At 43.2% G+C, this 15,790-nt stretch carries 14 protein-coding genes; 8 read left to right on the top strand and 6 right to left on the bottom strand.

Annotation, left to right across the window (positions count from 1 at the left end; genetic code table 11):
• Positions 1–191 precede the first annotated feature (191 nt).
• A complete protein-coding gene (locus J2T19_RS18160) occupies positions 192–971 on the top strand; it encodes a Crp/Fnr family transcriptional regulator (RefSeq protein ID WP_307218148.1) in 780 nt (259 codons plus the stop codon).
• A gap of 108 nt (positions 972–1,079) precedes the next feature.
• Here J2T19_RS18160 and J2T19_RS18165 read toward each other — a convergent pair whose 3' ends face one another.
• From J2T19_RS18165 to J2T19_RS18180, 4 genes are all read right to left on the bottom strand, one after another.
• The gene (locus J2T19_RS18165) at positions 1,080–1,598 is read right to left on the bottom strand and encodes a GNAT family N-acetyltransferase (protein ID WP_307218150.1); all 519 of its coding nucleotides are present in this window, start codon (positions 1,596–1,598) and stop codon (positions 1,080–1,082) included.
• 17 nt (positions 1,599–1,615) lie between these two features.
• Positions 1,616–2,488 (bottom strand): barstar family protein, encoded by an 873-nt coding sequence (locus tag J2T19_RS18170; protein ID WP_307218152.1) that lies wholly within the window; start codon positions 2,486–2,488, stop codon positions 1,616–1,618.
• Positions 2,489–2,657: 169 nt separating this feature from the next.
• The gene (locus tag J2T19_RS18175) at positions 2,658–2,813 is read right to left on the bottom strand and encodes a hypothetical protein (protein ID WP_307218154.1); all 156 of its coding nucleotides are present in this window, start codon (positions 2,811–2,813) and stop codon (positions 2,658–2,660) included.
• 267 nt (positions 2,814–3,080) lie between these two features.
• Positions 3,081–3,488: a GNAT family N-acetyltransferase gene (locus J2T19_RS18180; protein WP_307218156.1), complete on the bottom strand. Its 408-nt coding sequence runs from the start codon at positions 3,486–3,488 to the stop codon at positions 3,081–3,083.
• Between the two features lie 290 nt (positions 3,489–3,778).
• On the opposite strand from J2T19_RS18180, the gene cdaS reads away from it, so the two are divergent.
• The 4 genes from cdaS (at position 3,779) to J2T19_RS18200 (ending at position 8,916) form a co-directional block, all read left to right on the top strand.
• Complete coding sequence (cdaS, locus tag J2T19_RS18185) at positions 3,779–4,408, top strand: sporulation-specific diadenylate cyclase CdaS (protein ID WP_307218158.1); 630 nt, start codon at positions 3,779–3,781, stop codon at positions 4,406–4,408.
• Between the two features lie 206 nt (positions 4,409–4,614).
• Positions 4,615–5,721 carry a Glu/Leu/Phe/Val family dehydrogenase gene (locus J2T19_RS18190; protein ID WP_307218160.1) on the top strand — a complete coding sequence of 369 codons (1,107 nt, stop codon included), beginning with the start codon at positions 4,615–4,617 and terminating at the stop codon, positions 5,719–5,721.
• Between the two features lie 219 nt (positions 5,722–5,940).
• A complete protein-coding gene (locus J2T19_RS18195) occupies positions 5,941–8,010 on the top strand; it encodes a methyl-accepting chemotaxis protein (protein WP_307218162.1) in 2,070 nt (689 codons plus the stop codon).
• A 300-nt stretch (positions 8,011–8,310) separates the two neighbouring features.
• Positions 8,311–8,916, top strand: a complete 606-nt coding sequence (locus tag J2T19_RS18200) for a hypothetical protein (protein ID WP_307218164.1) — start codon at positions 8,311–8,313, stop codon at positions 8,914–8,916.
• Positions 8,917–9,013: 97 nt separating this feature from the next.
• Here the strand turns inward: J2T19_RS18200 and J2T19_RS18205 are convergent, their stop codons facing one another.
• Positions 9,014–10,120, bottom strand: coding sequence for an LLM class flavin-dependent oxidoreductase (locus J2T19_RS18205; protein ID WP_307218166.1), 1,107 nt, complete (start codon positions 10,118–10,120; stop codon positions 9,014–9,016).
• A 275-nt stretch (positions 10,121–10,395) separates the two neighbouring features.
• Positions 10,396–11,598: an MFS transporter gene (locus J2T19_RS18210; RefSeq protein WP_307218168.1), complete on the bottom strand. Its 1,203-nt coding sequence runs from the start codon at positions 11,596–11,598 to the stop codon at positions 10,396–10,398.
• Positions 11,599–11,800: 202 nt separating this feature from the next.
• Here J2T19_RS18210 and J2T19_RS18215 point away from each other — a divergent pair, with 202 nt between their 5' ends.
• The 3 genes from J2T19_RS18215 to J2T19_RS18225 all read left to right on the top strand — a co-directional run bounded on the left by J2T19_RS18215 (position 11,801) and on the right by J2T19_RS18225 (position 15,606).
• Positions 11,801–12,376, top strand: a complete 576-nt coding sequence (locus J2T19_RS18215; RefSeq protein ID WP_307218171.1) for a TetR/AcrR family transcriptional regulator — start codon at positions 11,801–11,803, stop codon at positions 12,374–12,376.
• 118 nt (positions 12,377–12,494) lie between these two features.
• A complete protein-coding gene (locus J2T19_RS18220; protein ID WP_239292935.1) occupies positions 12,495–13,880 on the top strand; it encodes a helix-turn-helix domain-containing protein in 1,386 nt (461 codons plus the stop codon).
• A 277-nt stretch (positions 13,881–14,157) separates the two neighbouring features.
• Positions 14,158–15,606 (top strand): helix-turn-helix domain-containing protein, encoded by a 1,449-nt coding sequence (locus tag J2T19_RS18225; RefSeq protein ID WP_307218175.1) that lies wholly within the window; start codon positions 14,158–14,160, stop codon positions 15,604–15,606.
• Positions 15,607–15,790: the final 184 nt, after the last annotated feature.

Consider the following 15,790-nt stretch of genomic DNA (forward strand, 5'->3'; position numbering starts at 1 on the left):
CCAAGTGCCCTCAGCCCAGACCTACTGCGGTATGCAATGCAACTCAGGTTGTAGGTTTAGTGCGTAGTGTGACTTTTCTCACAGCAAATTCAGGGAATTTATCCGTAAGGTTCAGGTAATCCCCCGATAACCTTTATGGTCTTTTCGCGGTAAGATAGATGCATAAGGAAACACGAGGGGGACGATGAATTATGGGTACGGTATTTATAGAAAGAGCAACCCAAGCGACGGAACGAGAACAGACGGAGGGAAGCAAGATGACACAGAGGAATACTGGCGGAATTCTTTCGTTCGTAACATCCGAACAATGGGCATCGATTGAAGCTATGATGCAATCCAAACGGGTGAAGTCGGGGTATAGTCTCTTTCTAGAAGGCGATGAAGCCGGATACCTGTACTTCATTCGTTCGGGACGTGTGAAGCTGACAAAATCCACTGAGGATGGCAAAGAGATTATTTTGTCCATTCAACAAAAAGGCGATCTGATCGGAGAATTCGGTGGCATTGGTGGTCAGATGCATAGCTACAGTGCTGAGATGACGGATAAAGGGGAACTTGCTATTATCTCGCTGAGTGAACTGGAGAGTGTGCTTAGTAAAGATGGCGATCTTGCGCTGAAATTCCTGCAATGGATGGCGCTCGCACAACGTATTACTCAGTCGCGCTTTCGCGATCTGCTGCTCTATGGTAAAGCGGGTGCATTGGCATCGACTCTTATTCGCGCTAGTAATTCGTACGGAAAGATGACGCCAGATGGTATCGTTCTGGAAATGAAGCTGAACCATACAGAGCTTGCAGAGATGATTGGTGCAACCCGTGAAAGTGTAACGCGGATGCTGGGTGCTTGGAAAGAGCAGGGCACGTTGGATACATTCGATGGCAAACTGATCATTCGCGACTTGGCGGCGTTACGGTGTATGTGTGGTTGTCCTACAGTCCCGAGCTGTCCTACAGAGTTGTGCAGAATGTAATGCAACACAAGTTAGAATAACTGTTTATCTTCATTGGCGATTGGGGTCGTTACGGAGAACGGTTGTTGTACGTAGAAAGAGGGTCAGCCTGTGGGCTGACCTTTTCTGCTATGACTTCGCCAGAATGGAATATAGGAAGGAGTCATGATATTTCCCTTTGTAGTACCAGTGTTCTCGCATCAGACCTTCGCGTTCCATACCGATGTGCAGCATGACCTTCTCTGAAGAGCTATTCTCTGGACGACATTTGGCAAAGATGCGGTGTGCTTTAAGTGTGTTGAAGCCAAATTCCAACATCGCACGTGCAGCTTCCGTTGCATAACCTCGGCCTTGATAGCTCGGGTTCAACACATAGCCTAGTTCGGCATTGGTGTCCATGACATGAAGACCAATACCACCAATTAGTGTACCTTCTTGCTTCAGACATATGGCTAGTTCGTAGCCTTCTCGTGGCTCTGCTTGTTGTAGCTCGATTACATACTTCACATAAGATTGGGTATCTTCTTCCGTATTCGGCCCCCATGCTGTATGTGTAGTAACCTCGGGTAGCGAAGTATATGTATGAATGTGCTCCCAATCTGACTCTACAATCTCACGAATAATTAATCGTTCTGTTTCTAGTTGCATCATGTCACCATCCTTAACTATTGTAAAATAACCGTGATTCCTTGGTGCTCCAAATTTTCAATAATCGCATGATATAAAGGTCTATTCCCCACTTCCACCAGAAAATCCTCTTCTCCTAAACGTTCGTTCTCTGCCCGCATCCAGTCAATCTCTCTCTGCCATGCTTTAGTATCCAGATATGATCTGGCGACTTGATGATTAGCCCACATTAAGGTAAAAGGGGCGTTTGCTCCGAATCCGCCATAAGTACAATCGATGAATGAGTTAAAATCCGATCCATAATAGCCACCTGGCCCGTTAATGGCTTCACCTAATGCACAGAAAAAGGAAGCGTAACTAGTGATATATGTACCGTCTATTTGAAATGTTGTTGCCTGATCTTCCTTTATGTCGAGAGTGTTATCAACGACTTCTGTTGCTATATTCATATTGTTATGGCTCTTCACCACACTGAGCCAGGCTCTTCTTCCATTCTCATCGTAGGTAGCCCACTGGTTAAGCTCAGAAGGGAGCGATGTTCTCCATTGATCCCATATCTGAAGTTCTTGTGCTGAGATCAGACGATGGATGGATACGTTCAACTTGAGATCTGAAGCCAGGGTAGGAAAACCAAGTTTATGATACTTTATTGTGTCATGAATAAACAAACCATAGTTGCCTATCGTGTGATTATCTTTATTCAACATTCCGACATAGGCATATCTTGATAGGGATTCTTTCTTTTGCAAAATGTACTGTTGGAACTCATACGAAAATACGAAATGTTTCAATATAAGCTGGTGGTAACCCTCTGCGAGGTTAATTACTGTACCATCTAGCCCGATGATATCTGTACAATGTCCTATGACCAGATCGGTTGAATCATCTAGAAGCACGAATGGAAAAGTCATGGTCGTGTAACCTCCTAACTGTTATGAATTAATTCTACACATACCGTTTGTGATGAGAAAGGCTTACACCCCAAGCGTACCACATTACTATTAGACGCAAAAAAAGCCCATGACTAATTCTGTACGAATCGGTCACGAGCTATTTTAAGTATATCCGTTGCGTTCTGATCTATTGTGGCTGTTTACATTCCACTGCTGGATAAGCTGCGGATAGCTTACGGATGATTTCCTTTTGCCATTTCACATCACCAATGTTCATTGCTAGGTTTAGAAGATCCAGATAATCATCAAGTTGCAGTGTCGTTCTTTGCAGAGTCGTATCCATTCGATGTTCGTTCCCCTTTATCTATATGATCGTTAATTCATGTACAGTAAACAGAAGAGAGATGAGTCCAAGAATGATAATCATTATCAAACGTATAATATCATTATGCATGGGTTGAAGACAAAATGCAATGGCAAGTGCCTTGGTTTTTAGTTTTTTTTGATGAAAATATGATCAACAACGTGCTTCGTATCCGTCCATCAACGAAAAAAAGCAACCAGAGATTCGGCTGCTGTTGCATCTTATCATAACGTTGAGAGTTTAAAGCTAAATATGTTTGGTCATTAAAATTTCCAAAGGCTCACCCTCAAGCAATAGGCCTCCCGCATCACGATAACCTAATTTTCGATACAGATGCTGAGCACCTTCATTGGCTAAAGTAGAGGTCATGGCCAGTTCAAACCCGAGGTTCTTCATCTCATTTTCCCAGAAAAGAATGGCTTGCTTCCCAAATCCTCTGTTGCGATAGAGTTCATCAATCCAGATCATATTCATAAAAGGGGTATTGTCCCAGAAATAGCTGTGCCGCATCCAACCAATGAGTTGATCCTCATCATTTTGCAGCATATAAATCTCATTGCCTCTGATTTTTGGCAAAATAAAGCTGTCTACGATATGACGGTCATGTTCTCGAATATATTCATAGTGCGATTCTGTTGCTGCAATAATTCTCATTCTACGTCCTCCACGAAATAATGATTTAATGTAAATATTATACAATGGAATCAATATCATAATCCCTTTAGCTGCTTAAATCAAGGCGAGATATAGATCAAAACGGTTTAATTTGTCTATATCTGGTTACAAAAATCTCGTTTTAATGAGTTATGAAATTGATTCAATGGTTTATTTATATGAGGAAGTAGGGATGTTGATATACATAGAATAAGGTGAATAGATTACCTCTGTTACGGGAAACGTATAGGGTAATTATGCAGAAGATGAAGACGAGGAGGCAGCGATCCATGAACCAGCGGCAAGCAGACTGTGACAGCTCATCAATGAGACAAAAGTTAAAGGGGGATCTTCATCGTGTGGCGGAACGCATGAACATAACATTATCCCGTTTTGACAATGATCATGCCTGCTTGCTGGGACAATTCGCTGAGATTCGAGCCGAGATCAAGCAGATCGAGGTGTTGGCCTCATCGTTTTACCTGGATTGTTATCTGTCTCCATTCACTGAAAAGTTTGCCGAGCTCTCAGCCAGCGTGCAGCATCTATCTGATCGAAGATACGGAGCACTCATAGTGATTGAACGTGAAACTCCACTGGATTCCATCATTCATTCGGGTGTCGCTGTAGATGCGAGAATAACGCATGCCTTATTGGAGTCGATCTTTATACCTGGTGCGCCATTACATGATGGGGCTGTGTTAATTCGGGGCAACCAGATTGTATCCGCAGGAAATGTATTACCCTTGTCACAGGTTGAAGTACATGAACGTAAAATGGGAACTCGCCACCGTGCAGCTCTGGGGCTTAGTGAGGTTACAGACGCCGTGGTACTTATTGTCTCAGAGGAGACAGGGCAAGCATCCTTCGCAATAGATGGGGATCTGCATCCGATTAATGTCATTGAAGTCCTTTCCTGACTTTCCCGACGACGAACTTAAAGATCATAAATGATGCACACCTTTTTCCCTGTTCAGGAGAGAAAGGTTTTTTAATGAGAGGCAGATGCCTTACATCGTGATGTGATTTTGCACAAACTTCGTATTCATATGTACAATAGAGAGTGGTCAACAGACAGATCTATAGCGATTCAGGTCGCTAAATTGGTTAGAGGAGCGTTATAATTATGAATTGGTTTGAAGCAATGGAGCATCACGATTATGAGCAATTGGTTCTGTGCCAAGATAAAGCCTCCGGGCTAAAAGCTATTATTGCAATACACGATACCACACTTGGACCTGCACTAGGCGGCACGCGGATGTGGACATATGCATCTGAAGATGCAGCCATGGAAGATGCCCTGCGGCTCGCAAGAGGGATGACATATAAGAATGCAGTATCAGGTCTCAATCTTGGTGGTGGCAAGGCGGTCATTATTGGTGACCCACGGCGTGATAAGAATGAAGCGATGTTCCGAGCATTTGGAAGGTATATACAAGGGTTGAATGGACGTTATGTCACCGCAGAAGATGTGGGTACAACCGAGGAAGATATGAACCTGATCTACCAAGAGACAGATTATGTTACCGGCATTTCTCCAAGCTACGGTTCGTCAGGTAATCCATCTCCTGCAACGGCGTGGGGCGTATATCGGGGGATCAAAGCAGCAGCTAAGGAAGCATTCGGCACGGATCTACTGGAAGGCAAAACGATTGCTGTCCAAGGTGTGGGGAATGTAGCCATGCACTTATGCCAATATCTAAACGAGGAAGGCGCACATCTGATTGTGACAGATATTCATCATGATTCAGTAAAACAAGCCGTAGACCGTTTCGACGCTAAGGCTGTCGACCCAGCAGACATCACCGGAGTAGAGTGTGATATCTATGCCCCATGCGCATTAGGTGGGACAATTAATGATGATACCTTGAAACAGCTCAAGGCTAAAGTGGTGGCAGGCTGTGCCAATAATCAGTTACTTGAGCCAAGGCATGGTGACCAGTTGCATCAGATGGGCATTGTATACGCACCGGACTACGTCATTAATGCGGGTGGTGTGATCAACATTGCCGATGAATTAAACGGGTACAATGCGGAACGGGCATATAGTAAGGTGAGCCAGATCTACAACACACTGGAAAACATCTTTGCCTCGTCCCGTTCGGAAGGCATTCCGACATATGTGGCGGCAGATCGCCTCGCTGAGCGCCGAATGGAGATGATGAAGAACACACGCAGTACGTTTCTGCAAAATGGACACCACGCGTTAAGTTCCCGCAGATTGCGCGGATAATCCACGGTAAGTAACAGGATAGGGACTACTTAAACTGTCTGATACGTCCGAAAACATCCCTTCACATGAACCAGTGTGAAGAGGTTGGCTCGTGTATTTAGACAGTTTTTTGATTTCTTTTTACACAGATAGTAGACATGTACATCAAATTCCCACTTCAATATACCGATAATGAATGTACATCGTTCAGATGGTTCATGAAAGTGGGGGAAATCGTAAATGGGGAAGAAAAAACAAGGCTTGTCTTATCGAATTAGAAATGTCTCGCTAAAGGTTAAGCTACCGATCATGTTAAGCTTGTTAGTCATATTGGTGCTTATGGGAACAACCACAGCAACGTATTTTATCTCATCCAAACTAGTAGTGATGAAGAGTGAGGCAGAGATTAATGGAATGTCCGATCGCCTTGGGGAAGGGTTATGGACTTCCGTACAGCTTCAACAGCAGATGAGTCACGCGATCTCAGTACATAATACGTTTAAAGAGATGTTGGAACTGCGGAATACGAATAGCATGACAGATGAAGAGTTTTTCTCGGATGCTAATCCGTATTTTAACAAAGCGAATACGATCTTGACGAACAGTGTATCGGATACAGAAGTAGCAAAGCCTAATCTGTATTTGTTAGACCAAAATGGGATTATGGTAGCTGCAACCCAGACCGAAGTCATTGGCCAGCCGCGAGATGATCGGGAATATTTCCAAAAATCCATTAAAGGTGAGTCATTTATCAGTGATGCAATAGTATCCAAACAAAGTAAACAACTAGTTATTATCTTCTCAGAGCCTATTCAGGATAATGAAGGTAACACCATTGGTGTGCTCGCGATGTCGATGGATAGCAGCTTCTTCCTAGGACAATTGGGCAATATCCAAATTAATGGTGAGGGTAAGATTGAAGTGCTCAGCCGCAGTGGCACAATTATGTATGATTCAATCGATGAGACCTTGATTGGACAATCGCTCGCAGAAGACAAGAACGTTCAGGCACTCCTTCAAGATAGACCAACAGGTGAAGTGAAAATTACAACTACAACGATTGATAACACGTATTATCGTGTTAATCAGATCCCTGGTGCTGATCTGCTCGTTGTTGTTATTGACAGCTATGACGATATTAAACGCCCGGTGCAGGATATGCTCCAGCAGATGTTATGGCTTACGTTGCTCGCCATTGTGATAGCGATTGGGGTCGGCATGTTAATCTCTCGTAATATTACGAAACCAATTGTTAGGCTTACAGGTTTGTTCAAACAGCTTGCCCAAGGGAATCTGACGGTGAAGGCAGAGGGCAGGTACAACAGTGAGTTCAAGGATCTGGCAGATAGCTTCAACAGTATGGTTGAACAAAACAAGAACCTTATTACCAATATGGGGCAATCTATCACTGTTCTACAAACGAGCACACAGGAACTGGAGGATACCTCCAAACAAACTGCTCGATCTGTGGATGAAACGTCTGCTACGCTAATGAGTATAGCGCAGGCTATGGAGGCTCAATCGGAGGATACGGAGCAGATTGCAGGTAAATTTAACAACTTTGGCGATAAGGTAAACGCTATGAATAGCAGTGCACAGGATGTAAAGGCACACGCTGATGAAATTGAAAGTGTGTTCCACAATGGAAGTGAAGTCGTGAACGAACTGATGCGGATCAATGAGATGAATGAGCGGGAAGTGGAGAAAATCTCTGAGATTACGGTCAAGCTGCAGAATAGTTCAGGCAGTATTAGTCATATTACAGAGGCAATTAGCCAGATCGCCAAACAGACGAACCTGCTCGCCTTGAATGCCTCCATTGAAGCTTCTCGGGCTGGAGAGCATGGTAGAGGATTCGCGGTTGTAGCAGAGGAGATCCGTAATTTGGCAGAGCAGAGTTCCCGGCAATCGAAAGAAATTTCGAGCATTATTACCCAAAATCTAGCTGATGTAGCCGAGAACAATCAAAGTGTTGCGGAAATTCATACCATCTCGTCCAGACAGGATGAACTTGTTATTCAGACACGTCAGGCATTCGACGTGATCTTGGAGAAGGTAACGGAGATTAACCATCAGATCGCTTCAATGGCAGGACAGATGCAGGAGATGATACAGAACAAGGACGATGTGCTGGAGTCAGCGCATAGCCTGTCGGCATCAGGGGAGCAGGTATCTGCTTCAGTTCAAGAAGTTACAGCGACAATGATGGAGCAATCAGCAACTGTACAGCAATTGGCGAATATGGTGGATACCATTGACCAGTTAACACGTAATTTGGCTGATGCTGCTGGCAAGTTCAAGGTGGAATAAGTAACGGAAATAAAATCAAAGCGTTACAGAAGAGCTTTATGATACACGAATGAAATCAAAGAAGTCCCTTGTGCCATTATGGTTGGCAGATCGAGGGGCTTCTTTGGGTATATCAACTTTTTACACAGGAGAACAGAGGGGATAGAAATAAAGGAGAAGATGCACAAATGTGCGGGGGCAAGCAAATACATTAATAAATGGCATATAATTGGAATATTAAGCTAAAAAATAGTATAATGTTAACATATAAAAATTGTAAATATGGGTGATTACGGTTATCTATACAGAAGGAGGTCTAAGATGAGACGACATTGGATGTGGCTGATGCTTATGGTTCTTATCACGAGTGTATTCATGATGGGTTGTACGTCATCTACAACGACTGAACCGAGTACAGAGTCAACAAAAGAAGCGATAACAACACCTACCGAAGTGGATAATGAGGTTCCAAAGGCTACGGATCAGGATGAGCAGGCTGCGCTGCAGACAGCAAAAGACTATAAGGCTACTGAATTTGAAGTCAATGAAAATGATGAGAAAAGTGCAACAACGATGGAGTCTGCCCTAGCCAGGGGAGAACTGATCAAGCCGTTCCTGACCGAGAAGTACTACGAAAAACAGATGGCTGATCGCAATATCATTTTGCCTCTTATGGTGGCTTATAAAGAGCAGGTGAAGCTGCGTGGTGAGAATATGAATTTCACGTTGAAGGAAAATAGAGGCGATTCTCTTCTCGTATCATACACGCTAGATCTTATTTTCATAGATGAACAGGATAAAGAGGTTCGTAAAATACCGCTCGAAGGTGAGCTTACTTTCCTGTTTGAGAACAAGCAGTGGCTCATTGTAGACGATACCTACAACATCAGGGAGCTTCAGGAATTAGTCTACGATTATGGTAACTAATTGTGGAGAGGTTCAGAAGATAAAGTGGGGGGCGATTCAGACGAATCGCCTTATTTACGTTGAACAAGAATGGCTTTTGGATTAGAGGGGATTAGATCTAAAATATCGGAGAGATGGCAGGAGGTGCCGATGGCGTAGGTGTGGCGGGTTGCTGAGTTAAAAGTGGGGCATTGTCCCAGACGGAGCTGGGCAGTTCGCGTCGTAATACGGGGGCTACCTCCCCAGCGAATCGCTCTAGCTGCTCCAGTTGCTCGCTATGGCTGAGTCCATCGACACTAATACTGAGCACCTGATGTCCATAGGCTGCGTGATAATTTACGATTTTCTCAACAACCTGATCTGGACTACCAATCAAGACAGGGCCGTTCGCGATGTTATCCTCCAGATCCTTGAAGGGAGACTGGTTATGCTGTGCTGAAGCAGTAGCATGGAATGTATCGTAATAGGGCTTGTATCTGCGAAGGGCTTCTTCTCGCGTATTGGCGAGGTACAAGCTGCCAGCTCCAGACCCAATCACTGCTCGCTCGGCATCATGACCATAATGATCGAGGCGTTCTCGATAATGATCGATGAGTGCTTTGTATTTGGCCTGAGGATGGAACGAGTTAGAGGTGAACAGCGGTTCACCGTACTGCGCTGCAAGCTCAGTGGATAAAGTACTCGATGCGCTACCATGCCAGATCGGGATGGATTGCTGTAATGGACGTGGTTGAGTGGTTACTTTGTCTAGTGGCGGACGGTATGTGCCTTCCCAGGTCACTTCCTCCTCTGTCCATAGACGCTTGAGCAGACGATAGCGTTCACCCAATGAATCCCACTGCTCTTCCTCTGTGATGCCAAACAGCGGGTAATGCCGAGGATCATTGCCTTTCCCGATAATCATCTCCAGCCGCCCGCCGGATAACTGATCCAGTGTGGCATAGTCCTCTGCAACACGTACAGGATCAAGTACACTGAGTACCGTAACGGTCGTTAGTAGACGGATGCGCGATGTAGTAGCAGCAACTGCCGTCAACACGACAGGTGGAGAAGAGGAGAGGAATGGTGCGCCATGTCGCTCGCCAATTCCGTATGCATCAAATCCCAGACGTTCTGCCAATTTGGCTTGTTCCAGAATGTTCTGGAATTTCTGTTGTGTCGTAAACGCTTCTCCAGTGATGGCATTGGGCAGATTCATCATGAGGCTAAATAACGCAAATTTCATCTGACCCTCTCCTTGATTGATGTAAGGAACGATTACATTATTATTTAATCCAATCTGAATAGTGTGATATGTAAGTTGATATAACTGTACCATGTTGTCCGTGTTTCTTCTAATGGATTTTTTCTATAAGCAAATGTTCACTCTGGTGTACTGTTTACGATCAAGCTTCTTATCGTTGTTGGTTCACTCTTAATAAAAGAGCCGTTCATCGTTATGACGATGAACGGCTCTTTTCGTGTGTAATCACAGAAGGAAGTGTGTCATTGACCTTTGAATTAGCGTGTGTTCTTTTCCGTAAAATAGTACAAGAAAGCGAGAAGTGGCATAGCAATTCCAATGATAGATGTTAGTGCCCAGCCCCCATAGGCATAAGACCAACTTCCGATCGATGAGCCAGCAGCTCCGCCGATAAAAAAGATCGACATGAAGATCCCGTTGATTCGTCCTCTCGCTTCATTCCCTAAAGAATAAATGACGCGCTGCCCAAGCACGAGATTACCGGATACGGCCATGTCTAAGGTGATAGCTGCAATGAGCAATACAATTAGAGCTGTTGTGGAGTTGCTTTGGAATAGATAAGTTATCGCAAATGACAGTAATGCAATCACCATTGCAGCACCCGTAAGAATCCGGGTTAACCCACGATCGGCTAGTCTTCCCGCAATTGGTGCTGCAATCGCACCGCCTACACCGGCTAAAGCAAACCAGGCAATACCTTGCTGTGACATATTGAAGTCATTGGCAAGCCGCATAGGGACTGTCGTCCAAAACAAGCTGAACGCCCCAAAAAGACTAGCCTGGTAAAGCGCCCGGCGACGCAATGGAGGGAGCTTTTTCAACAAAGTACCTAGAGAAATAATGAGTTGTCCGTAATTTAAATTAGGCTCTGGCTGACGTGCAGGGAGCGTGCGGGACAGAAGGATGGTCAATAGCGAAATCATGATGGCGGAGAAGATAAATACGGCTTGCCAGCCCCAGATGCTCGTAATAAAGCTGGCTACGGGGCGAGCGAGCATGATGCCGAGTAGTAGACCGCTCATGACGTTACCTACGACACGTCCGCGTTGCTCTTCTGAGGTCAGATAAGTGGCGTACGGGACTAGAATTTGAGCTACGACAGAGCCTAAGCCAATGAATAGCGATACTATTAGGAATAGACCCGATTGAGGAGCGAATGCGGCAATAATCAGAGCTAGGATCAATACAATTAAAGAAAATGTGGCTAAACGTCGATTCTCAATAATGTCGCTGAGCGGTACGATAAATAACAGCCCAATCACGTATCCCAACTGGGTTAAGGTCACAATAAGCCCGGAAGCGGCAGAAGATAATCCTGTTGTCATGCTGATCGGACCCACTACGGTCTGAGCATAATAGAGATTGGCTACGATTAAACCGCAAGCGGACGCGAGAAGCAACACAATCCATGGCGAGAGCGTAGGTTGAGCAGAAGTTGTTGAAGCTTGTTTGGTTGGCATGTTTATCATCCTCCGAGATTAAGATGGGAATCAGTTTGTATCAGATTAGGTGCAAATAGTTAATTAGTGAACGCTTCGTACACTTATTGTTGATAAATATATACTAAACGTTTAGTATTGTAAATAGGTATTTTTCAATGAACTGGGATTTTAGTATGATGTATCGTGGACACATAGATGTTGCACCGAGGAGGAAACCAAGATGACTGGCAAGAGAGGGCGGCCTCGTAATGTCGAGACACAAAATGCAATTTTGACGGCAGCATATGAACTGCTTTTGGAGAATGGATTTGCATCGGTTACGATTGAAAAAATTGCAGAGCGAGCACAGGTTAGTAAAGCAACGATATATAAGTGGTGGCCTAATAAAGGTGCGGTCATCATGGATGGATACATGCATGAAGCAACAGCAAGGCTACCTGTCCCCGATACAGGCTCTGTATTTGAAGACATAGAGCTTCATGCGTCGAATCTGGCTCGGTTTCTGACCAGCCGTGAGGGGAAAGTGATTACAGAGATTATTGGTGAAGGCCAGTCCGATCCAGCACTTGCGGTGGAATACCAGACTCGTTACATTCAGCCAAGACGACGCGAGGCATGGGGGATTATTGAAAAGGGTGTGGAGCGCGGAGAACTGAAATCGGACTGTGATATTGCGTTATGCATCGACTTGGTCTATGGCGCTATTTTTTACCGTATGTTAGTTTCTGGTGAACCAATAGAGGATGGTTACGTTAAGCGTGTAGTAACTTCATTATTCGACGGCATACAAAAATAAGTTGACATGGATATCGAATTGCCACGGTTTTTATTGACCAATGTAAAAATTAGGATTAAAATTGTGTATATCATATAAATTCAAATTTTTGGATTTATTATTGTGGAGGTGGGATGTATTGGAACCTACAACTACGATACGATCCTATATTGAGGATCACATCAGGAAACAGGGGTATACGCTGCAGTATTTTGCCGATTTATCGGGTGTAAATGCTGGAACACTTAGTGCAATAATCAAAGGCACAAGACCCATCGCAATGGCTCAACTGGATCTCATTACGCAAGGTATGAATCTGGAGCCAGGCCACTTCTACGAACTATATGGAGCAGAATGCTTCGTGGAATCTTCCCCACACTGGAGAAGACTGGAGCCATTTTTGCAACGTTGTGCTGAATTGGACAAGCTGGATTGCATTCATAGGGTCATACAGCAGGTGACAGATGATCGGTCATATATCTCGGAATTATTCGAGATGGCTGAGGGTATGTTCGAACGAGAGCAGAATCAAGCCGCGCTGATGTTGTATGAATGTGTCGCTGAATGTGAGAAGTACCAGCATTCGGAACGACTTGCGCTATGTCACTACCGCATTTTCACCCTCTCGCTGAGTCAGGATCAGAATCAAAATCTGAGAGCTGCCGTGCTGTTCGAACCGTATATTAATCGGCTGGATGAGGAGCGACAACTTGACGCCATTAAGGATCTGGCGAATACATATTCTGCGCTCCGATATTGGGAAAAGTTATTTATACACGCGGAAGAATTGGAACGTAAGACAGAATTCCTGCAATCGTATAAAAAGAAAAATGAAGACAAACTCAACCGTGTAACAGTGTATCCATTATTTGTATACAAGGCGTATTCTAATCTGCTAAAGGCAACCGCTTCCGAGAGAATGGGGAAGTACGAGGAGGCTTTACGGTATACCAAGTCCTTTGCTGAGACCGTGAAGGATGCAGAACCTGATGACGAAGCACTTGAATACATTCATAAATTTAAAAGTTGGGAAGAGGCGAACACTTATCTTTATCGGTTACTAATGGGGGATCAGAGTGTACTGCCAACCTATGTTGAATTTATTGAGAAAAACCAAGCAGAATTGTTGCCTGCATTAGTTAGCATTATGGAGGCGGCCAACAAATATGGCATGAATATTGATCATATTCTTCTAAAATTTGATTTTCAAATCAACTCGGTTGAAACGCTAACGCAAGGATACAGCAAACAGGTTAAATCCGACCTTTATACAACCTTTTTGGTTGAACTAGCGATATATCATCTTACACGTGGTAGACATGAAAAAGGTTTAAGGCAAATAATGAATTGTCTCAAGTCTGCTATCGAAATAAATAATCAATCAGATATTATCCATTGTGTGGCTCTATATGAGAAATACAGAAATAAAGCAACAGATGAAATTCAGAATCAATACAAATCCTTATTAATGGAGGTTCAGAATAGTTATGAAAAGAAAGAATATCCTTTATATAATCTTGCTTAGTTTTATTATCATCAACGGAAGCTTATTTTCAGCAGTTGATACAGTACACACCTACACGACCGCATTTATTCATGGGACAGGCGATTTGTAATCGGTAGGTTATGCAATAAATAGTGAAATAGAGTTTACTGAAACAGTGCAGTCCGATTCAGGACTGCACTGTTTCTCGATGTTTAATATAGCGTAATTAGGTAAGGCGACACCAGTGTGGAAGTTAGATTTGGGGTTTGAACAATAGTCTCAAGAATTTGTGTTAAGACAGGGAAGCTCTCAATATATGAATAATGGTGTAACTTTATATGCATTGACTGTTATAAGATACAGGATTAATATTACATTTATTGAATTGTTTAATGGACTCCACAATATTATGGGGGTGAGGAGAGTGTTACTTACATCTACGATACGCTCACATATAGAAGGTTTTATTAAGCAACACGGGTATAAGCTTCAAGAGTTTGCTAAAGTTTGCGGGGTTAACGTGGGTACAATCAGCGCAATAATCAACGGATCGAGGCCAATAGCTGTGAATCAACTTGATCTGATCACTTCGGGTATGGGTCTTGAGAAGGGATACTTCTATGAGATGTATACTATAGAGTTTTTTATGAAAGCGGCACCAGATTGGCGAAGGTTGGAGCCTTTCCTTTATCGCTGTGCGGAGCTTGATAAGCTGGACTGTATTGAGAAAGTGGTTATCCAAGTGACTGAAGATCGCTCATATACTTCTGGACTGTTTAAAGTTGCCGAGAACATGTATGACAATGGAATGAAATCAGCTTCACTTATTCTGTATGAATGTGTTGCAGAATGTGAAAAATATCAACACTCTGAGCGATTGGCTCTTTGTCAGTATCGGATTTTCCTGCTTAGCTGTGTATGTGATCAAAAAGCTTCTGCGCGCGCAGCCACTCGATTTGAGCCATTTGTAGATCGGTTGGAGGAGGAGTATCAACTGGATGCTCTGAAGGACTTGGGTAACCTATACTTAGCAATCCATGATTTTGAAAGGTTGTATCCATTAACGGTGAAATTGGAGAAGTTATCTACAGTCTTACAAGGGCAGCGATTTAGTAACCTTAATAGGAAAACAACATATCCGATCTTTGTGTACACAGGGTATTCTTTGTTGATGAGAGCCTCGTGTTACTCTAGAGCAAGCCAATATGAAGAGGCGTTAAAGTGCACGCAAACTTATTATCAATTATCAGTAGATAATCCAACAGAAGAAGATATGTTATATATAGAAAAATTTAGAAAATGGGGTGAAATGAATACCTATCTATTTAAATTAATGATGGGACAAAATGAAGTTTTACAGGATTACATAAATCATGTTGAGGGAGAGGACGAAGAATTGGTTGTTGCACTGTACAATATCGTGCAGACAGCGAACCGATTCCGGATGGATGTTAACTTTGTATTAGATAAGTATAAGACTAAGCTCGATCATATTCATATTGGTTCCAATCGGGAATATACGACACAAAGTTGGGGAACCATCCTAGTAAAATTTTTATATGAAATGGCGTTATATCATCTGAGTAGGAGCAATTATGAAGCGGGTATGGATGCACTAATACGAAGTATAGAACTCTCGGATTATATTAATAATGATTCGGTTTTAATAAAATGTGTGAGCTTGTTCGGTGAATATAGAGCATTTGCTTCTGAAGAAACCAGAAGAAAATACAAGCTTATATTAAAAGCAAAATATATGTTGTGAAGAAGACACACTGTAACAACCCGCTTCACTCATGTGGGTTGTTTTTGTTTATTTACCCAAAACTTATTCAAATGAAACATAGTCCAAAGTTTTCCGAAAAAACCATTTATCAGAGTAACGCAAAAAGAATTATAGTCTTGTTAACCAAATATATTCAAATAAAAACAAATAATACAATAATTAC

This window comes from Paenibacillus tundrae, assembly GCF_030812775.1.
Classification (GTDB): domain Bacteria; phylum Bacillota; class Bacilli; order Paenibacillales; family Paenibacillaceae; genus Paenibacillus; species Paenibacillus tundrae_A.

Excerpts from the sequence above, each read along its gene's own strand:
- J2T19_RS18190 (WP_307218160.1), top strand. The coding sequence starts at position 4,615 with ATGAATTGGTTTGAAGCAATGGAGCATCACGATTATGAGCAATTGGTT.
- J2T19_RS18160 (WP_307218148.1), top strand. The coding sequence starts at position 192 with ATGGGTACGGTATTTATAGAAAGAGCAACCCAAGCGACGGAACGAGAA.
- J2T19_RS18195 (WP_307218162.1), top strand. The coding sequence starts at position 5,941 with ATGGGGAAGAAAAAACAAGGCTTGTCTTATCGAATTAGAAATGTCTCG.
- J2T19_RS18180 (WP_307218156.1), bottom strand. The coding sequence starts at position 3,488 with ATGAGAATTATTGCAGCAACAGAATCGCACTATGAATATATTCGAGAA.
- J2T19_RS18215 (WP_307218171.1), top strand. The coding sequence starts at position 11,801 with ATGACTGGCAAGAGAGGGCGGCCTCGTAATGTCGAGACACAAAATGCA.
- J2T19_RS18210 (WP_307218168.1), bottom strand. The coding sequence starts at position 11,598 with ATGCCAACCAAACAAGCTTCAACAACTTCTGCTCAACCTACGCTCTCG.
- J2T19_RS18205 (WP_307218166.1), bottom strand. The coding sequence starts at position 10,120 with ATGAAATTTGCGTTATTTAGCCTCATGATGAATCTGCCCAATGCCATC.
- J2T19_RS18165 (WP_307218150.1), bottom strand. The coding sequence starts at position 1,598 with ATGCAACTAGAAACAGAACGATTAATTATTCGTGAGATTGTAGAGTCA.
- cdaS (WP_307218158.1), top strand. The coding sequence starts at position 3,779 with ATGAACCAGCGGCAAGCAGACTGTGACAGCTCATCAATGAGACAAAAG.
- J2T19_RS18175 (WP_307218154.1), bottom strand. The coding sequence starts at position 2,813 with ATGGATACGACTCTGCAAAGAACGACACTGCAACTTGATGATTATCTG.
- J2T19_RS18200 (WP_307218164.1), top strand. The coding sequence starts at position 8,311 with ATGAGACGACATTGGATGTGGCTGATGCTTATGGTTCTTATCACGAGT.
- J2T19_RS18170 (WP_307218152.1), bottom strand. The coding sequence starts at position 2,488 with ATGACTTTTCCATTCGTGCTTCTAGATGATTCAACCGATCTGGTCATA.
- J2T19_RS18225 (WP_307218175.1), top strand. The coding sequence starts at position 14,158 with ATGAATAATGGTGTAACTTTATATGCATTGACTGTTATAAGATACAGG.